Below are 16,624 nucleotides of genomic sequence, written 5' to 3'. Positions count from 1 at the left end.
CTCGGTCGAGGGGACCAGATTCTCGCCGGTTGAGCCGGCCACGATGGTTCCGTGCATGGTCAACTTACCTCTCTGATCAGCATGAACGCCTCCGCCGCTTCTCGCGTAACGGTCGATCCGCGTACTGCCGCGAGTGCGCTGAGCGTCTCGATCGATCGTTCATCGGGAAATGGCTGACATTGTGAAACGAAGCAGGCGAACGCATTCAGCTTGGCGTCGAGAAAATCGGTGATTTCGACGAAGACATTGGGATGAAAGGCCGGGGCCAGCGTGGGCGCGGACCAGTTGGTTTCCGATACGGTTTCATAGGCGAGGATACGCTGCGGATAGCTCCCCCCCCGCGGTCGCGCGGCGACCATGGCGGCTTCGAATACCAGGCGATGATCCATGTGGAGATCGCCGACGAACGGCACGAACAACGTATCTGGCCGCACGTCCTTCACCACACCGGCGATCGCGGCATTGAGATCGGCATGCGGCAGCCGGTCGAGCTCGGCCGCGGGCAGGCCCAGGAAATGGGTTTCCGCTATGCCGAGATGCTGGTGCGCCCGTTTCGCCTCCCGATAGACCTGCTCGGCCTGGGCCACGTCGAAGCGCGGCTGCTGCCCACGTGTGACGATGACGACATGGACTTCCCCTCCGCCCGCGACGATCGCAGCCATGGTGCCGCCACAGCCCAGGATCTCGTCATCCGGATGCGGTGCTATCACGAGGGCGCGGCGGATGCGGCTCAGCATCGTCATAAACCGCCCCCCAGGCCGCCGCCGAGCCTGGCATGCATCGGCGGCAGGCCGGGCTTGGTCCTGCGCCATTCGGAGACGCGCAGCCCGCCGTCGCCGCACCGTACGACGAAGGAGGCACCGTCCCGCTCGACGATCTGACCCGGCAGCGCCGCCGCATGATGGAGCAGGGGCACCGGCTCCGCCTTTGCCACGATGATCAATTCGTCGCCCAATGTCGTCCTCGCTCCGGGATAGGGATCGCCGCACGCGCGCACGAGCCGCCAGGCAGCCTCCGCGGACCCCGTCCAGTCTATCTCGCCGTCCTCGGGACGCCTGCGCGCGGCCCATGTTGCATGGCGCGTGTCCTGCACGCGCGGCACGGCGGTTCCCGCGGCGAAGCCGGCAAGCAGGGGCGGCATCATGTGGCCGAGCGCCTCCATATGCTGCGCATAGAGCTCTGCCGCGGTCGCATCGGCCGCAACATGGAAATAATGCTGCGCGAGGATCGGGCCGCTGTCGGTGCCGGCATCGATGAAGAAAAGCGAGCCGGCAGTGATCGGCTCGCCCAGCAGGATCGTCCATGGAATGACGCCGCGGCCGCGCAGGCGGGGCAGCGCTGCGGGATGATAGCCGACCGTGCGGCCCGGCGCGATCGCCATCAACCGCTCGCCGCAGAGCTGGGACCAGCCGATCACGAAGAGATAGTCGGGACGCAGTTCGGTGATCGCGGCGATCGCCTCTTCCGAATTGGCGTTGGCAAAGCGCAGCAACGCGCATCCTGCCGCATCCGCATCCTGCGCCAGATCGAGAAAGTCCGAATGACGGCCCCCGAGCTCGAGCGGCAGCGTGACGAGCGCAGCCAGATCCCAATCCGGCGCCGCGGCGAGGCAGCGGGCCGCAACCCGCGTGCTCTCAACCGCGCCGATCAGTACCGCGCGCATACGCCCTCCCTATGGCAGTGGTATCGATCTGCTCGCCGTTGAGAATGACCAGCACGGTGCGGACGATGATCGTCCAATCCAGGCGATGGGACCGGTTCTCGACATACCAGAGATCGAGCGCGAACTTGTCCTCGTCGCTGAGCAGCGCATTGCCGTTGACCTGCGCCCACCCGGTGAGACCCGGCCGCACCCTCCCCCGCGCCACACCGCGCTCGCCGGCCTGCGTCACCGTCGCGGGAAGCAGCGGGCGCGGCCCGACGATGCTCATGTCGCCGACCAGCACGTGCCAGAGCTGGGGCAGCTCGTCGAGGCGGGTGGCGCGCAGGATCCGGCCGAGCGGCGTGATGCGCATGCTGTCGGCCAGCGCCTCGGTTCCCGCTGTCATGGAGCGCAGCTTCATCAGACGGAAGCTGCGTCCGTTAAGACCGCTCCGCATCTGGAAGAAGAAGACGGGGCGGCCATCGATCAGCCCGACCGCGGCGATGCTGAGCAGCAGCAACGGAAGCAGCAGGGGCAACGCCGCGACGGCGATCGCGATATCGCGGGCGCGGGCTCCCTTCATTGCACCGCCTCAGCGATCGGGACGTCTTGCCGGCGCGGCTCGGCCGGCGCCTGCGGCGTACCGAGCGCCATGGTGGAGAGCAGAATGCCGTTGACGCGCTCGACCGAGAAACGCGTCCTCGCCGTCTCCAGCGCCCGTGCGCCCATCGCCACCGCCAGCCCGGGATCGTCGACGAAGCGCCATAACGCGGCCGTGAGGCCATCGACGTCGCGCGGTTCGACCAGGAAACCGTTCACGCCGGTATCGATCGGTTCGCGGCAGCCGGGCATGTCGGTGGTGATCACCGCGCGGCCGGTCGCCATCGCCTCGAGGATCGTCCGCGGCAATCCTTCGCGATACCAGCTCGGCAGCACGAAGACGCTCGCCGCGGCAAGATGCGGCCGCACGTCCCGCGTCTCGCCGAGATAATCGATCACGCCCTCGGCCTGCCAGGCGGCGACCTGCGCGGCATCGATGCCGGCCGGATTGGGATCGAGCGGTCCGAGCAAGGCGAAGCGGACATCAGGACGGTCGCGCCGGATCCGGCGGGCCGCCTCGACATAATCGAACAGTCCCTTGCTCTTCAGCAGACGCGCGATCATCAGGAAGCGGGGGCCGTCCGCCGGAACCGGCGCAGCCGCATAATGGCTGAGATCGACGCCGGTGCCGGGCACCTGCACGACGCGCGCCTCCGGCCGGATCATGCGATGCTTGAGCATCTCGCCGCGATCGTCGGCATTGAACACGAACACCGCCGAGGCACGGGCCAGCGCCGGGCGGTAAAGCGCGGCGACGAGGCGGCGCAGCCAGGGCCGCGCTTCCTCGCCAAAGGCATGGCCGAGGCCGCTGACCATCGCATAGAAAAGCGGCCCCTTTGCCAGGCGGCAGGCCAAGCCCGCATAGATGATCGGCTTTTGCGTATAGGCGAGGACGAGGTCCGGTCGCTCCTCGACGAAACAGCGCCGCAGCCAGCGCACCGTCTTCAGATCCTCGAACGGATCGAGGCCCGTGCGAGCCATCGGCATCATCCGATAGGCGACACCGATCGCCGCGAGTCTGGCGGCGATCTCGGCATCCTCCTCGGGCGCGCAGGCAAGCACCTCATGGCCGTTGGCGACCATATCGGTCAGCAGGCGTCCCCTGAAGTTGACGAGAGAATAAGCCAGGCTCGCCACCACGACGATCTTCACAGCGCCGCCCCCCTCGTCCGCTCCGCCGTCGGCGATGCCGACGGCGGCGTTGCGAGCCCATGCTCGCGGAAGAGCGCCGCATAACGGTGCACCACCGCTTCCAGCGCGAAACGCTGCGTCACCCGGGCCGCCGCAATCTGGCCGAGCGCCCGGCGTTCCTGGGCACCCAGGCCGAGGAGCTCGACGAGCGCTTCGGCCAGCGCCTCGGCATCCGCCGGCGGAACGATCCGGCCGCCATCGGCCACCACCCAAGCCGAGTCTCCGACGTCTGTGGCTACGCACGGTACGCCGCATGCCATCGCTTCTCCGACGATGTTTGGAAAACCCTCTCCCCATGCCGAGGGCAGGGCCAATATGTCGAGGCCGGACAACCAGTCCGCGACATCGGTACGGTGGCCGGCAAGCGTCCAGCTCCCGCTCGGCAGGGATCGCAGCATCCGCGCATCGGCGGCGGACGGCTCGTCCATCCCCTGCCCCACCACCAGCAGATGCGCCTCCGGGCGACGCTCGCGCACGGCGAGGAAGGCCCGGATCAGGTTGCCCACGTCCTTCATCGGATGATTGCGCGCGACCATGCCGATCACCTCCGCGCCCTCCGGCAGGCAGAAGCTCTTGAGCAAGCTCCGTCGGCCGGGTTCCCGCGGCGCGAAGACGTGGCGATCGAAGCCGTTGGGAATGACGAGATCGCATTTCGGCCGATAGCCGAAGGCGCGATATTGTTCGCAGGCCGTGCGCGAATTGTAGACGATCGCCGCCGGACGCGCCGACAGCCATGCTCCCATTCGCAGCGTGAGCCGGCTGAGCGGCTTTTCCCGCCTGTAGCCGCTGAGCGAATGCCGGACGTTCCAGATCACGGGCGGCGCCTCGGGCATCGCCGCCGCCGCCCAACTGGCGGCGATCGCGCCATGATGCATCCAGCCCATGATCAGATCCGGCCGCTCCTCGCGCGCCAGCCTGGCGAGCCGCAGGGCGGCGGCCAGCGACGGCAGGCCGCCCCGCATACCGAGGCTGTGGATCGTCGTGCCGGTTGCAGCGATGCGCCTGCCGACGGTACCGGGTGCGATCAGCGAGACGATGCAGGAATCGAGGTCCGGAACGAGCGACGCGCTTTCCATCAGGCGCGCGAGCATCGTCTCCGCGCCGCCCACGTTGAGCCCGGTGATGACGTGCATGACTTTCACCGGCTGCTGCCGGCGATCGCATCGCCCCTCATTCTCTTGTCCCCTCGCGCTTTCCGGATCGTCCCGACGGAAAACTAATCGGAAGCCGCGCCTGAGAGCGCGTCGATTCCGGCCATCATCCTTCTGTGACCGAAGGGGTAACAACCGAAGGCTTCCCAATACTCTTTGGAGATAGACTATTGTCGTACCGGACAATTCCGACGGCATGGCTACCTCTTGGCGGTATCCTCCCGATGCGCGAGTTCACGCTGCAGCGCAGCGCCTTATCGTTCGCCCCAGCCGACATGGGTTTGGCGACCTGAGCCGCTTTAGAAAAAAGGAGTCGCAGCGGCGCCAAGGGGGAGTGTTGCGTCATGACTGCGCCGTTCACGCCAATTGCCGGCCGTCGCTCCTGGCGGCGGAGAGCCTTTCTGCTCTACGACTCGATCGCCATCTGCCTCGCTCTGACGATTGCCGTCTTGCTGCGCATGAATGGGCAGATTCCCCAGCCGATGCTGCTCGGCATGATCTGCAGCCTGCCGATATTCCTGGCGTGCGGGCTCGTCATCTTCCATCTCTGCGGCGTCTACGAGCGGGTCTGGAGGCTCGGCTCGCTCAATGACCTGATCGCGCTCGTCGGAGCCGCCGCCATCTCCGTCATCGTTCCGGTCGCGGCGATCACACTGGCCGGCGCACGCTGGCTGCCGACTTCGGTGCCGTTCATCCAGTGGTTCGTGCTCGTCGCCATCCTCGCCGGGGGCAGGCTGTGGCGCCGGATCCTTGCCGACCAGCTCCGCTCGATGCGGCGGCTGCACGCCACCGACCAGTCTCCTGCCGAACCGGAGCGCCAGCGAGCGCTGATCGTCGGCTCGCCCGAAAATGTCGAGATGGTGCTGCGTCAGCTCGAAGCGGCCGACGATCCCGATTATGTCGCCGTCGGCATCCTCGATCTCGGCGAGCAGGACGTCGCCTTGCGGCTTCGCCGGGTGCCGATCCTGGGCAGCATCGATGCCGTCGCCGAAGTGGTGAGCACGCTTGCCGCGATGCATTTGCGGCCGCACTGCCTGATCCTGGCCGAGGGGACGACCCGTCTCGCCGGCCCCATCAAGCTCAAGCTGGTAACCGCTGCCGAAACGCTGGGCCTTGCCGTGATGCGCGCGCCCAAGCCGACCGCGATGGGCGAGCCGCTGGGGCTCAAGGCGGTCAACCATGCCGAACTGCTCGGCCGGCCGCAGACGACGTTGGATCCCACCGTGGTCTCGCGCGCCCTGGAAGGCTGCCGCGTGCTCGTGACCGGCGCTGGCGGCACGATCGGCCGCGAGCTCGTCCGACAGATCGCCGCCTTCGGGCCGGCGGAGCTGATCCTGCTCGATGCCGGCGAATTCAACCTCTATTCGGTCGAGCTCGAGATGCGGGAGAATTTTCCCGGCATCCCGTGCAGCCCGGTGCTCTGCTCGATCCGCCAGCGCCAGCACATCATGGACGTGTTCAGCCGCTACAGGCCGGAATTCGTACTCCACGCCGCCGCATTGAAGCATGTGCCGCTGGTCGAGACCAACATCTGCGCCGGGGTGATGACCAATGTGCTCGGCACGCGCAACGTGGCAGACGCAGCCCTGCGCTTCGGCGCGCGCGCCATGGTGCAGGTCTCCACCGACAAGGCGGTCAACCCGGTCGGCATCATGGGTGCCACCAAACGCCTCGGCGAACTCTATTGCCAGGCGCTCGACCTCGCGGGCAGCAACCAGCCTTCGGCACCGCGCTTCATGACCGTGCGCTTCGGCAATGTGCTCGGATCCAGCGGATCGTTGATCCCGCTGTTCGAGCACCAGCTCAAGCGCCGCGCACCGCTGACCGTAACGCATCCGGAAATCACGCGCTTCTTCATGACCGTGCACGAGGCCGTCCAGCTCGTCCTGCACAGCATGGCACGGACGCTGGGCTGCGACGTGAAGCGCGGCCGTATCATCGTGCTCGACATGGGCGAGCCGGTGAAGATCATCGACATCGCGCGCCGCATGATCCGCCTCTCGGGTCTCGAGCCCGACGTGGACGTGCAGATCAAGATCGTCGGCCTGCGGCCCGGCGAGAAGCTGTACGAGGAACTGTTCGACGAACGCGAGGAAAGACTGCCTTCTGCCCTTCCGGGCGTGTTCGAGGCGGAGCCGGTTCCCGTTCCGGTCGCCGTTCTCAACAAGCGCTTCGATGCCTTCGCCAGGGCCATCGCCGACCATGACGAGCAGGCGGTCCACGACCTGCTCTTCCAGGCGATGGAGAGCGAACATCGCGGCGACGTCGTCCCCCTTCAGATCATCCGCAGCCCCCAGCCCGTGTCTCAACCGGTCCGGACCATGGCGATGCCTGCCGCTGCGGCAATGGAGTAGCACATGGCCACACTCAGCCTCGCCCAGACCGTCAGCCCCGCATCACTGCCTTCCCGTATCGCATCGCGCTGGCCGGTCTTCGCGGACGACGAGATCGCCGCGGTCGAAGCGGTGCTTCGATCTGGCCGGGTCAATGCCCTTCATCACGGCGATCGATGCACCGCGCTGGAGCAGGGTTTCGCCGAATTGTGCGCCATGCCGCATGCGATCGCGCTGGCCAACGGCACGCTGGCGCTCGAAGTCGCGCTGCGTGCGCTCGGCGTCGGGCCGGGTGACGAAGTGATCGTGCCTGCCCGCAGCTTCGTCGCCTCGGCGAGCTGCGTAATGGCGTGCGGGGCCAAGCCGGTGTTCGCAGATATCGATCCGGAATCCCAGGGTCTGAATGCCCGGCACGTCGCGGCGTGCGTCACCGGGCGCACAAGAGCGATCATCGCCGTGCACATCGGCGGCTATCCCGCCGCCGTCGGAGAGATCGCGCTGCTCGCCGCCGAGATGGGGGTGAAGCTGATCGAGGATTGCGCGCAGGCGCATGGCGCGACGCTCGATGGGCGGCCGATCGGCAGCTTCGGCGATGCCGCCGCCTTCTCCTTCTGCACGGACAAGATCATGTCGACTGGCGGCGAAGGCGGCATGCTCGTGCTGCGGGAAGAAGCAGCGGCGCGTCGTGCCTGGTCGCTGAAGGATCATGGCAAGGATCAGAATGTGGCGCGTGCCCACGTCATCGGCCACTCATTCCGTTGGCTGCATGACGATTTCGGCAGCAACTACCGGCTGACCGAGATGCAGGCGGCCATCGGCCTGGTGCAGCTCGACAAGCTACCCGATTGGCTGCGCATCCGTCGGCGCAATGCGGCGGCGATCCTGGCCGAATTGACCGGCAGCGCGGCCCTGCGCCTGATCGGACCGCGGGACGGCATCGGCAACGCCTATTATAAATTCTACGCCTTCGTGCGGCCGGAACGGCTGAAGACCGGCTGGAGCCGCGATCGCATCGTGCAGGAGGCGTGGGCGGCCGGCATCCCTTGCCAGGTGGGCATCTGCCCCGAAATCTATCGCGAGCGCGCCTTCGTCGAGGCGGGCCTCGCGCCCGCAGCACCACTGCCGATCGCGCGCGAACTCGGCGAAACGAGTCTGATGCTGCCGGTGGATCCGACGCTGGACGAGGAGAGCTGCGCAGCGATGGGCCGCGTGCTGCGGACAATCGTCGACGAGGCCGCGCAATGACCTCACCTGGCCAAGATCTTCCCTCATTCCTGATCATCGGCGCGGTGAAGGCCGCCACGACATGGATCTCGCACCAGCTGCGCGCCCATCCGGCGCTCTGGCTGCCCGACTCGGAACCGCATTTCTTCAGCACGGACTATTACCGCGGGCTCGACTGGTACCGCTCGCTGTTCGCCGCGGCACCAGCAGGACGCATCGTCGGGGAGAAGTCCGCCGACTATCTCGCCCATCCCGAAGCGGCGCAGCGCATCGCTGCACATCTGCCGGGCGTGCCGCTGATCATCCAGCTTCGCGATCCAGTCGAACGGGCCTATTCCGACTATTGCATGCTCTATCGGCGCGGCACGGTAGGCGGCGATCCGCGCCGCTATCTGGATGCGGCCCAGACGAGCTTTCCGCGCTTCCTCGAAGGCGGCCGCTACGCCAAGCACCTCCGGCGCCTGCTGGACCATGTGCCGGCCAATACGGTGAAGATCATCCTCTACGAAGATATCCACCGGGATCCGGATCGGATGATAGAGGAAGTCTGCCATCATATCGGCGTGGACAGCCATATCGCGGAAGAGGCTGTCTCCGAACGCCGCAACGACAGCACGGCGCCGATGCTACCGCTGCCGCTGCGTCGCCTGCTGCGGCCCGCCCGGCCGCTGCTCGATCCGCTCCGCACCAATTCGTGGCTGGCCGGCATGAGGGCGGCAATGGCGCGCCCCGTTCGTTACCCGCCGCTGACAGAAGAACTGAAGTCCATGCTCCGCGAATATTATCGGGCGGACATCATCGCGCTCCAGGGTCTGATGGATCGCGACTTGAGCGGCTGGCTTCAGGACGAGCGGGTTCCGGCGTGAACCCATGAATGCACGGTCTCAGCGACCGTAGGACAGGCGCGGCAGCGTCGCGCATGCCCACGATCGCAGGGGGATGAAATCGTGGAGGTGCAAGATGATGATACGATGGATCGTCGCAGCGGCGATGGCGACTTCGGCATGGGCGGCCCAGGCGGGCAATACGCCCATGCTGCCTGCGGTTGGCACGAGCGCCTACCAGCTCGGCCCGGGTGACGAACTGCGCATCCATGTCTCCGGCCTGGATGCGCTGAACAATACCTATTTCGTCGACGATACCGGCAGGATCGCGGTGCCGATGCTGCCGCCGGTGACGGTATCGGGCAAGACCGTCCGCGAGGCTGAAGCCGCCATCGCAGATCAGATCCGATCCCGTCAGCTCGTCCTCAATCCTGAGGTGAGCGCGCAGGTCCAGGCCTATCGTCCCTTCTTCATCGCGGGCGAAGTCCAGCGCCCCGGGCAATATCCCTATGTTCCGGGGATGTCGCTGATGACGGCGGTGTCGATAGCCGGCGGCTACACGTTCCGCGCCAATACGAAGACAGCGACGATCACGCGTGCCAACGTGAAAGGCCGCGCTTCGCAGGAAACCCAGATCCAGCCCGGGGACGTGATCGTGATCCGGGAAAGCTGGTTCTGAGCGAGTGAAACGCTCATGGATGCGATCGGGGACCCTGCTCGCGCGCGGCCTCTCGCTCCCCCTCTTCGCCTTGGCGGCCGGCCTCTGTCCGATGCCGCTCGAGGCGCAGAATGCGGAGCAACGCGACCCCACGATCGCCAACCTGCCGCGCCCGGGCTACGAGCCGAGGACGATCATCCTCGGCGGCACGGTGATCGCCCCGACACTGGACATGGGCGTCACCTACGACAACAACATCCTTGCGGTACCCGACCGAACGATCAGCGACGCGATTTTCACGGCCAGCCCCAAAGTGCTGATCTCGCACAAGGGGCCGACCTTCGATCTCAGAGCGGATCTCCATGGATCGATCATTCGATACATGGATCATCCGACCGAGAATGTGAACACGTTCGGCGCGACGATCGATGCCACGAAAGGAGTGGCGAGAAACCAGACGATCACGGCCGAACTGGCCTTCGACCGGACCTTCGAACGGCGCAGCGATCCGGAAGCGTCGATCAACCGGACGCGTTCTCCGGCGCTGATCAACCTTGCGACCGCGCTGCTGCGCTACAATTACGCCGGGCCGCGCGTGGGCCTGACCGCCGAAGCCGCCATTTCGAAGCTCGATTATCTGCCGCTGGTGGACGCCGATCGCGACATGCTGACCTATCGGGCATCGGTCCGGGGATCGGTGAACGTCGGAAGGAGAGTGGCCGTATTCGTCCAGCCGTTCGTCAATCGGCGCGATTTCCGGCTGAAGCCGGTACGCGGCGCGATCTTCGGAGATGCCACGACGATGGGCGTGCTCGGCGGCATATCCTTCGATCTGGCCGACAAGCTGCAGGGCGACATCGGCCTGGGCGCATTCCGGTCCAATCCGGATGCGCCGGGCGTCAAGTCCTTCACCGGCCTTGCAGCGAACGGCCGTATCGTCTGGCGGCCGAGAGTTCGGACGGCGGTGATCTTCGAAGTCTTCCGAGGGGACGTCGCAACCATACGCGCGGGATCGCTCGGCAGGATCGATACGCGGATCGGTCTCGCGATCGATCAGGAAGTGCGTCACAATCTTCAGCTGCACGGATCAGTGGGTTTGCGCGACATCCACTATCGCGGAGCGGCCGACAATGATCAGCGCTACGTCAACGGCGAAATCGAGATGCGCTATCTCTTCAGCCGCCACTGGTCGCTCTCGCTGGGGACGGCTTATACGAAACGCACCAGCCCCGAGACCAGCAACCGTTTCGACCGCTGGCAGACGACACTCGGCCTGCGTCTGGTCTATTAGGACAAACACGATGATGCGTCACGCTATCAAGGCTGGCAGGAACGCGCATTGCAAGACGATACGACATCCAGTGCTGGCAGCGCTCGCCGCGACAGGCCTGGCCATCGGCAGCATGGCCGCAACAGCCGCGCCGCCATCGGTCAGGCCACCGGCACCCGACGCGACGGACGCCTTCCCGGGCGCCCAGGGCTATGGCCGCACCGCGCGGGGCGGCCGCGGCGGGCGGATCATCCCGGTGACGACATTGGCAGATTCGGGACCGGGATCGCTGAGGGCGTGCATCGATGCAGTCGGCCCCCGAGTGTGTATCTTCCGGGTCGGGGGCGTGATCCGATACACGACCAAGCGCCCGATGATCACCAATCCCTATATCACGATCGCCGGCCAGACCGCACCGGGCGGCGGAATATTGCTCACCCACAATGGCGGCCCCGACGGCTTCACGCCACTGGTCATCAAGAATACCCATGACGTGATCATCCGCTTCGTAAGGGTACGTCCCGACAAGCGGGGCGAGCAGCGCGAGGCGAATAGCGCGATCACGATCGAGAACAGCAAACGCGTGATCCTGGATCATGTCAGCACATCCTGGTCTCTCGATGAGAATATCGGCGGCTATGCCGGCAATGACCAAATCACCATATCCAACTCGATCATGGCCGAGGGCATTCCGCGGCACGACAAATGCACGCTGATGGCGAGCGATCCGCCTCGCCCCCAGCATGTCAGCTACATTCGCAATCTCTGCGCGCACAATGGCGACCGCAATCCGGACATCAATTTCCCGCCGGGATCCTGCGTCGAAGTGATCAACAACATACTCTATGACGGCGTCGTCGAATTCGCCGAGATCTGGGAAAGCTATGGCGGGACGCCGGTCAGCATCGTCGGAAATTATTTCCGAGCGGGACCGAGCACCAAACGCGGCTTTGCCCATGGGCTCGTCTACCAGTCGGTCGGCAGCACAGGCCATGCGAGGCTTTACCAGACGGGGAACGTCTTCGACGGCCTCCTTCCGGCCAATGCCGGCGTCGCCGCCATTCTCGTGCCCAAGCCGCCCTGCCCGCTGACCATCAAGCCGACCAGCGCGGCCAAGGCCTATGGGCAGGTGCTCGCCCAGTCCGGCGCCTTTCCACGCGACGCGGTTGACCGGCGGATCGTGAACGAGGTGCGATCGCGCACCGGCCATATCGTCTCCGATTTCGGCACCCTGCCACCGATCGCCAACGGCACGCCCTACCCCGATCGCGACGGGGACGGCATGTCGGATGCATGGGAGGCTGCCCACGGCACCGATCCCGACCGGTTCGACGCCTGGGATGACAAGGATGGCGACGGCTGGTCGAACCTAGACGACTTCCTCGACGCGCTGGCCATAGGGCTGGTCTCTGCCGTCCCCACGCCATTCGCGAAAGGGGCAGGCAGACCGACCAACACTGCACGGTGACCTACCTCTAAAGGCTTAGTCCAGAATATCGGTGCGATCTGCCGGGCTGCATCCTTACCATCTGCACTGGGAGTTCGGCGCCGCACGCGTTGGACGGGGGTGCAGCCGCCGGCTCCGGCAAAGGGGGAGCGACATGAAGCGTCTGAAAGGCTTGTGGTGCCTTCTGAACGGCCACCTCCGCTCGCGCCGGCACGTCGTGGACCGCGGCAAGATGCGCTATTCCCGCTGCAAGCGCTGCGGCGCGGACATGGTCCAGACGCGTGACCGCAAATGGCTCACTCTTGCCGCCTATGACAAGGTCCAGGGGATTTCCGGGATATAGGCGGACCGGCCAGGACACGCCCGGTCAGAGGCCGCCGATCATGTCGCGAACGCGGGTGGCGAGCGCCTCCATGGCGAAGGGCTTTGTCATCATCGCCATGCCATGTTCGAGGAAACCTGAAGCAAGCGCGGCATTTTCGGCATAGCCGGTCATGAACAGCACCTTGAGATCCGGCCTGTGCTCCCGCCCCGCATCGGCCATCTGCCGTCCATTCATTCCCGGCAGGCCGATATCGGTGACGAGCAGGTCGATCCGCCGGTCCGACCGGAGAACCTCAAGCCCAGCCAGCCCATCGGCCGCCTCGATCGCCCGGTAGCCGAGCTCGCTCAGCACTTCGACGATCAGGCCGCGCACGATCGGCTCATCCTCCACCACCAGCACGGTTTCGCCCGCTTCCGCGGCATGCTCGTCGGACAGCTGCGGCAGGGCGCCATCCTCGGTAGCCTCGCCGTGATAGCGCGGCAGATAGAGTTTTACCGTCGTACCGATGCCGACCTCGCTGTAGATGCGCGCATGACCTTCGGACTGGCGCGCGAAGCCGTAGATCATCGACAGGCCGAGGCCGGTGCCCTGGCCGATCGGCTTGGTGGTGAAGAAAGGTTCGAAGGCGCGAGCCATGGTCGCCGCATCCATGCCGACGCCAGTATCGGTGACGCAGATGCAGACATATTGGCCGGGCCGCACCTCACGCTGGCTGGCGGCATAATGGCTGTCGAGATGGGCGTTGCAGGTCTCGATCACCAGCGTGCCACCTTCCGGCATCGCATCGCGCGCGTTGATCGCCAGATTGAGCAGCGCGCTTTCGAGCTGGTTGGCATCGCATTTGGTGAGCCAGAGGCCACCGGCCAGCACCAGCTCGAGCCGGACCGTTTCGCCGAGCGTCCGGCGGAGCAGGTCCTCCATCGAGGCGACCAGCGGATTGGCGCGCACCGGCCGCGGATCGAGTGGCTGGCGCCGCGAGAAGGCGAGTAGCCGATGGGTGAGCGCGGAGGCGCGGCTGGCCGAATTGGCAGCCCCCTTGATGAAGCGGTCCAGCCCATCCATCCGACCTTGATCGAGACGATGCTGCAGCAGTTCGAGATTGCCGGTCACGCCTTGCAGCAGATTGTTGAAATCATGCGCTATGCCGCCTGTCAGCTGCCCGACTGCCTCCATCTTCTGGCTCTGGCGCAATGCATCCTCGGCACTGCGCTGATCGGTGACGTCCCGTCCGAAGCCGTAGATCGAGCCACCCTCCGCGACGAAATTCCAGGCGACCTGCCTTTTGCTCTCCTCGCGCGTGCGCATCGAGAATTCACCGTCGCTGCGGTGCGCGCCGAGCAGCAACCGCTCCAGCGTGATGCTCGCCGCCTCGCGATCGTTTTCGGCGACGAATTCGAGCAGCATATGGCCGGTACTTTCACTGCCCTGCCACTGCAGCACGCCGCTCCACGCCGGATTGACCTTGAGCAGCCTACCCTCCAGCGTCGCGACGATCTTGAGTACGGGGGAGAGCGTCCAGATGCGTTCCTGATCCCGTGCGATCGAGCGGCTTTCGGTGATGTCGCGACCGACGCTGTGGATCCGGTCCGCGTCCGGCACTGCCGTCCAGTCGAGCAGCCGATAGTCGCCATCCTTGCGCAGGAAGCGGTTCTCGAACGCATGGGCCGCAGCACCTTCCGCGATCCGCTCCAGTTCCGCCGCAGTGGCTTCGCGATCCGCCGGATGGATGAAGTCGCCGACCGGGCGGCCCACCATCTCCTCCGCCGCCCAACCCAGCAGGCGTGTGGCGGACGGATTGACCGCGGTGATGACACCGCCGCGATCGCTCACCAGCAGTAGATCCTGGGACATGACCCAAAGCCGATCCCGGTCGCGGGCATTTTCCGCCTCGGCCAGCTTCTGCTCGTGAATGTCGGTGTTGGTGCCGACCCAGCGGATGATCCGGCCCTCCGCGGTGCGCACGGGAATGGCGCGGACCAGATGCCAGCGATAATCGCCATCCGCCCGCCGCATGCGAAGCTCGACCTCGAACACCTTCCCGGTGCGGATCGATTCAGCCCAGCGCCCATTGGAGTTGTCCAGATCGTCGGGATGCACGATCGATGCCCAGCCTTCATTCTCGAGGCTGCTGGGGTCGAGACCGGTATAGGCCCATACCTGCGCGCTGCACCAGTCGATCAGGCCGGCGGCGGGCGCCGTCCATACCTGATTGGGCATGGATTCCGCGAAGGTGCGGAACTGGGCCTCGCTTTCCTCAAGCGCCTGCTGCACGCGCCGCCGTTCGGTAACGTCCTGCACCACGCCGACCAGCCGGATGGGACGGCCGGCCTCGTCTCGCTCATATTCAGCCGTGCGTGCGATGACGCGAATCTCGCCCGTATCCGGCCGGCGGATACGATATTCGACATCGAGCAGCGCCGCGCCGTTGCGACGGCTCTCATCGTTCGAGATCAGCCGCGAATCCTCCGGGATCACGAGACGTTCGATATCGATCGCTTTCAGATTCTCGCAGGGGGCAATACCGAAGATGCGGCAGAATTCCGCGGTGCCGTCGATCCCGCCATCGAGGATGTCGATCGAGAAGATGCCGACGCCGCCCGCTTCCTGTGCGCGTCGCAGCCGATCCTCTGACTCGCGCAGTGCCAGCTGCGCCCGGAATTCGGCGGTGTGATCGCGCACCACCTTCACGAAGCCGACCGGCTGGCCGCTATCGTCGCGGATCGGCCGCATCTCGCCGGTGGCGAAGAAGCGCTCGCCACTGGCGCGCAGGAGCCAGCGTTCCTCCTGCGCGCAACCGGTCGCAAGGGCGATCGCGGTTTCGGCATCGGCACCGCCGGCCGCATGATCGCCAGGCGGGAAAAGCCGGGCCAGCGTCTGCCCGAGCATCTCGGCCTCGCTCCAACCCAAGATCCGTTCGGCCCCGGCATTCCAGCGCGTCACCCGCCCTTCGGGATCGAGCGCGACGATCGCATAGTCGATCGCGCTGTCCAGAATCTGGCGATGGCGCGCCTCGCTCTGCCGGACCTCGCGCTCCGCAAGGACGCGATCCGTGACATCGGATCCCTCGACGAAGATACCCACCACTTCGCCGTCCGGATCGCGAACCGGCTGGCAGACGAAATCTATATAGCGCTCCTCGGGCGGCGAGCCGGGTGTCCGCTGCAGCATGATCGGCCGCCCCGTGCCGGCCCATGCCTCGCCTGAGACATAGATACGGTCCAGCATCTCGAAGAAGCCCTGCCCCCGCCCTTCCGGCAGCGCCTCGCGGACCGGCTTGCCGACGACGTCGCGATACCCGACCAACTGGGCATAGGCGGGATTGATATAATCGAGGATGTGATCCGGCCCGCTGAGCATCGCCATATAGGCGGGCGCTTGTTCGAACATGCGCTGAAGCCGCTGCTGCTGATCACGCGTCCAGGCCTCTGCCTTCACCCGCGAGGTGGTCTCGACGACGATTCCCAGAACGCCGACCGCCCGGCCCGCCTCGTCCAGCAAGGGCGAATAATCGAGGTCGATCCACACCTGCTCGGGCCCGCCGATGCGTTCGAGCGTGAGAGAATGATCCTTGAACGACAGGCTGTCGCCGCCGAGGCAGACCCGCATCACCTCCGCATTGAACGCTGCATGCTCCGGCCAGCCGACCCGCACCTCCGCGCCCAGCAGCCCTGCCTCGCGGGTCCCCGCCAATGCGGCATAGCCGTCATTGTAGATCATCACGCCGGCGGTGCCCCATAAGATGAGCATGGGCACATGCGAGCGCAGCATCAATGCGACCGCGGTGCGCAGGCTCGGCGGCCAGCCATCGATCGGGCCGACGGCGGTGCGGGACCAGTCGAACACGGCGATGCGGTCGGCGATCGCGCCTCCGCCCTTCAGGAAGGGATAATCGCTCGCGTCAGGCGAAGCCTTGCCCATCCGGTACCCCTCGAACCCCCGTCGCGTCGCAAACCGGCGGA

13 protein-coding genes are annotated in these 16,624 nt (G+C 66.0%); 7 read left to right on the top strand and 6 right to left on the bottom strand.

Going from position 1 to position 16,624, the window contains the following annotated elements; all coding sequences use genetic code 11:
- Positions 1 to 59: 59 nt before the first annotated feature.
- From GQY20_RS17980 to GQY20_RS17960, 5 genes are read right to left on the bottom strand one after another with little or no spacing between them, the layout of a single operon-like run.
- Positions 60 to 743, bottom strand: coding sequence for a PIG-L deacetylase family protein (locus tag GQY20_RS17980; RefSeq protein WP_157218504.1), 684 nt, complete (start codon positions 741 to 743; stop codon positions 60 to 62).
- Positions 740 to 1,663: a methionyl-tRNA formyltransferase gene (locus tag GQY20_RS17975; protein ID WP_157218503.1), complete on the bottom strand. Its 924-nt coding sequence runs from the start codon at positions 1,661 to 1,663 to the stop codon at positions 740 to 742. The genes GQY20_RS17980 and GQY20_RS17975 overlap by 4 nt, the downstream gene beginning before the upstream one ends.
- Positions 1,635 to 2,225 carry a sugar transferase gene (locus GQY20_RS17970; protein WP_157218502.1) on the bottom strand — a complete coding sequence of 197 codons (591 nt, stop codon included), beginning with the start codon at positions 2,223 to 2,225 and terminating at the stop codon, positions 1,635 to 1,637. Before GQY20_RS17970 ends, GQY20_RS17975 begins: the two co-directional genes overlap by 29 nt.
- A complete protein-coding gene (locus GQY20_RS17965; RefSeq protein ID WP_232476132.1) occupies positions 2,222 to 3,394 on the bottom strand; it encodes a glycosyltransferase family 4 protein in 1,173 nt (390 codons plus the stop codon). The genes GQY20_RS17970 and GQY20_RS17965 overlap by 4 nt, the downstream gene beginning before the upstream one ends.
- Positions 3,391 to 4,566 (bottom strand): glycosyltransferase, encoded by a 1,176-nt coding sequence (locus tag GQY20_RS17960; RefSeq protein ID WP_198351043.1) that lies wholly within the window; start codon positions 4,564 to 4,566, stop codon positions 3,391 to 3,393. Before GQY20_RS17960 ends, GQY20_RS17965 begins: the two co-directional genes overlap by 4 nt.
- A gap of 362 nt (positions 4,567 to 4,928) precedes the next feature.
- Here GQY20_RS17960 and GQY20_RS17955 point away from each other — a divergent pair, with 362 nt between their 5' ends.
- From GQY20_RS17955 to GQY20_RS17925, 7 genes are all read left to right on the top strand, one after another.
- A complete protein-coding gene (locus tag GQY20_RS17955; RefSeq protein ID WP_157218500.1) occupies positions 4,929 to 6,938 on the top strand; it encodes a polysaccharide biosynthesis protein in 2,010 nt (669 codons plus the stop codon).
- A 3-nt stretch (positions 6,939 to 6,941) separates the two neighbouring features.
- Positions 6,942 to 8,162 carry a DegT/DnrJ/EryC1/StrS family aminotransferase gene (locus GQY20_RS17950; protein WP_157218499.1) on the top strand — a complete coding sequence of 407 codons (1,221 nt, stop codon included), beginning with the start codon at positions 6,942 to 6,944 and terminating at the stop codon, positions 8,160 to 8,162.
- Complete coding sequence (locus tag GQY20_RS17945; RefSeq protein WP_157218498.1) at positions 8,159 to 9,007, top strand: sulfotransferase family protein; 849 nt, start codon at positions 8,159 to 8,161, stop codon at positions 9,005 to 9,007. Before GQY20_RS17950 ends, GQY20_RS17945 begins: the two co-directional genes overlap by 4 nt.
- A gap of 94 nt (positions 9,008 to 9,101) precedes the next feature.
- Positions 9,102 to 9,644, top strand: a complete 543-nt coding sequence (locus GQY20_RS17940; protein ID WP_157218497.1) for a polysaccharide biosynthesis/export family protein — start codon at positions 9,102 to 9,104, stop codon at positions 9,642 to 9,644.
- 19 nt (positions 9,645 to 9,663) lie between these two features.
- Complete coding sequence (locus GQY20_RS17935; protein WP_157218496.1) at positions 9,664 to 10,914, top strand: outer membrane beta-barrel protein; 1,251 nt, start codon at positions 9,664 to 9,666, stop codon at positions 10,912 to 10,914.
- A gap of 10 nt (positions 10,915 to 10,924) precedes the next feature.
- Positions 10,925 to 12,361: a pectate lyase gene (locus tag GQY20_RS17930; RefSeq protein WP_198351042.1), complete on the top strand. Its 1,437-nt coding sequence runs from the start codon at positions 10,925 to 10,927 to the stop codon at positions 12,359 to 12,361.
- Positions 12,362 to 12,494: 133 nt separating this feature from the next.
- Positions 12,495 to 12,683 (top strand): hypothetical protein, encoded by a 189-nt coding sequence (locus GQY20_RS17925; RefSeq protein ID WP_157218495.1) that lies wholly within the window; start codon positions 12,495 to 12,497, stop codon positions 12,681 to 12,683.
- A gap of 24 nt (positions 12,684 to 12,707) precedes the next feature.
- Here the strand turns inward: GQY20_RS17925 and GQY20_RS17920 are convergent, their stop codons facing one another.
- Positions 12,708 to 16,583 carry a PAS domain-containing hybrid sensor histidine kinase/response regulator gene (locus tag GQY20_RS17920; protein WP_157218494.1) on the bottom strand — a complete coding sequence of 1,292 codons (3,876 nt, stop codon included), beginning with the start codon at positions 16,581 to 16,583 and terminating at the stop codon, positions 12,708 to 12,710.
- Positions 16,584 to 16,624 lie beyond the last annotated feature (41 nt).

It is taken from the genome of Flavisphingomonas formosensis (assembly GCF_009755815.1).
Lineage (GTDB): Bacteria > Pseudomonadota > Alphaproteobacteria > Sphingomonadales > Sphingomonadaceae > Flavisphingomonas > Flavisphingomonas formosensis.
Note: the sequence above shows the minus strand (reverse complement) of the source record. Positions and strands in the feature narration are given on the sequence as shown.

Bases quoted from the DNA above. Each gene is read 5' to 3' on its own strand.
- GQY20_RS17925 (WP_157218495.1), top strand. From the start codon at position 12,495: ATGAAGCGTCTGAAAGGCTTGTGGTGCCTTCTGAACGGCCACCTCCGC.
- GQY20_RS17970 (WP_157218502.1), bottom strand. From the start codon at position 2,225: ATGAAGGGAGCCCGCGCCCGCGATATCGCGATCGCCGTCGCGGCGTTG.
- GQY20_RS17950 (WP_157218499.1), top strand. From the start codon at position 6,942: ATGGCCACACTCAGCCTCGCCCAGACCGTCAGCCCCGCATCACTGCCT.
- GQY20_RS17980 (WP_157218504.1), bottom strand. From the start codon at position 743: ATGACGATGCTGAGCCGCATCCGCCGCGCCCTCGTGATAGCACCGCAT.
- GQY20_RS17960 (WP_198351043.1), bottom strand. From the start codon at position 4,566: ATGCACGTCATCACCGGGCTCAACGTGGGCGGCGCGGAGACGATGCTC.
- GQY20_RS17930 (WP_198351042.1), top strand. From the start codon at position 10,925: ATGATGCGTCACGCTATCAAGGCTGGCAGGAACGCGCATTGCAAGACG.
- GQY20_RS17975 (WP_157218503.1), bottom strand. From the start codon at position 1,663: ATGCGCGCGGTACTGATCGGCGCGGTTGAGAGCACGCGGGTTGCGGCC.
- GQY20_RS17920 (WP_157218494.1), bottom strand. From the start codon at position 16,583: ATGGGCAAGGCTTCGCCTGACGCGAGCGATTATCCCTTCCTGAAGGGC.
- GQY20_RS17940 (WP_157218497.1), top strand. From the start codon at position 9,102: ATGATGATACGATGGATCGTCGCAGCGGCGATGGCGACTTCGGCATGG.
- GQY20_RS17935 (WP_157218496.1), top strand. From the start codon at position 9,664: ATGCGATCGGGGACCCTGCTCGCGCGCGGCCTCTCGCTCCCCCTCTTC.
- GQY20_RS17955 (WP_157218500.1), top strand. From the start codon at position 4,929: ATGACTGCGCCGTTCACGCCAATTGCCGGCCGTCGCTCCTGGCGGCGG.
- GQY20_RS17945 (WP_157218498.1), top strand. From the start codon at position 8,159: ATGACCTCACCTGGCCAAGATCTTCCCTCATTCCTGATCATCGGCGCG.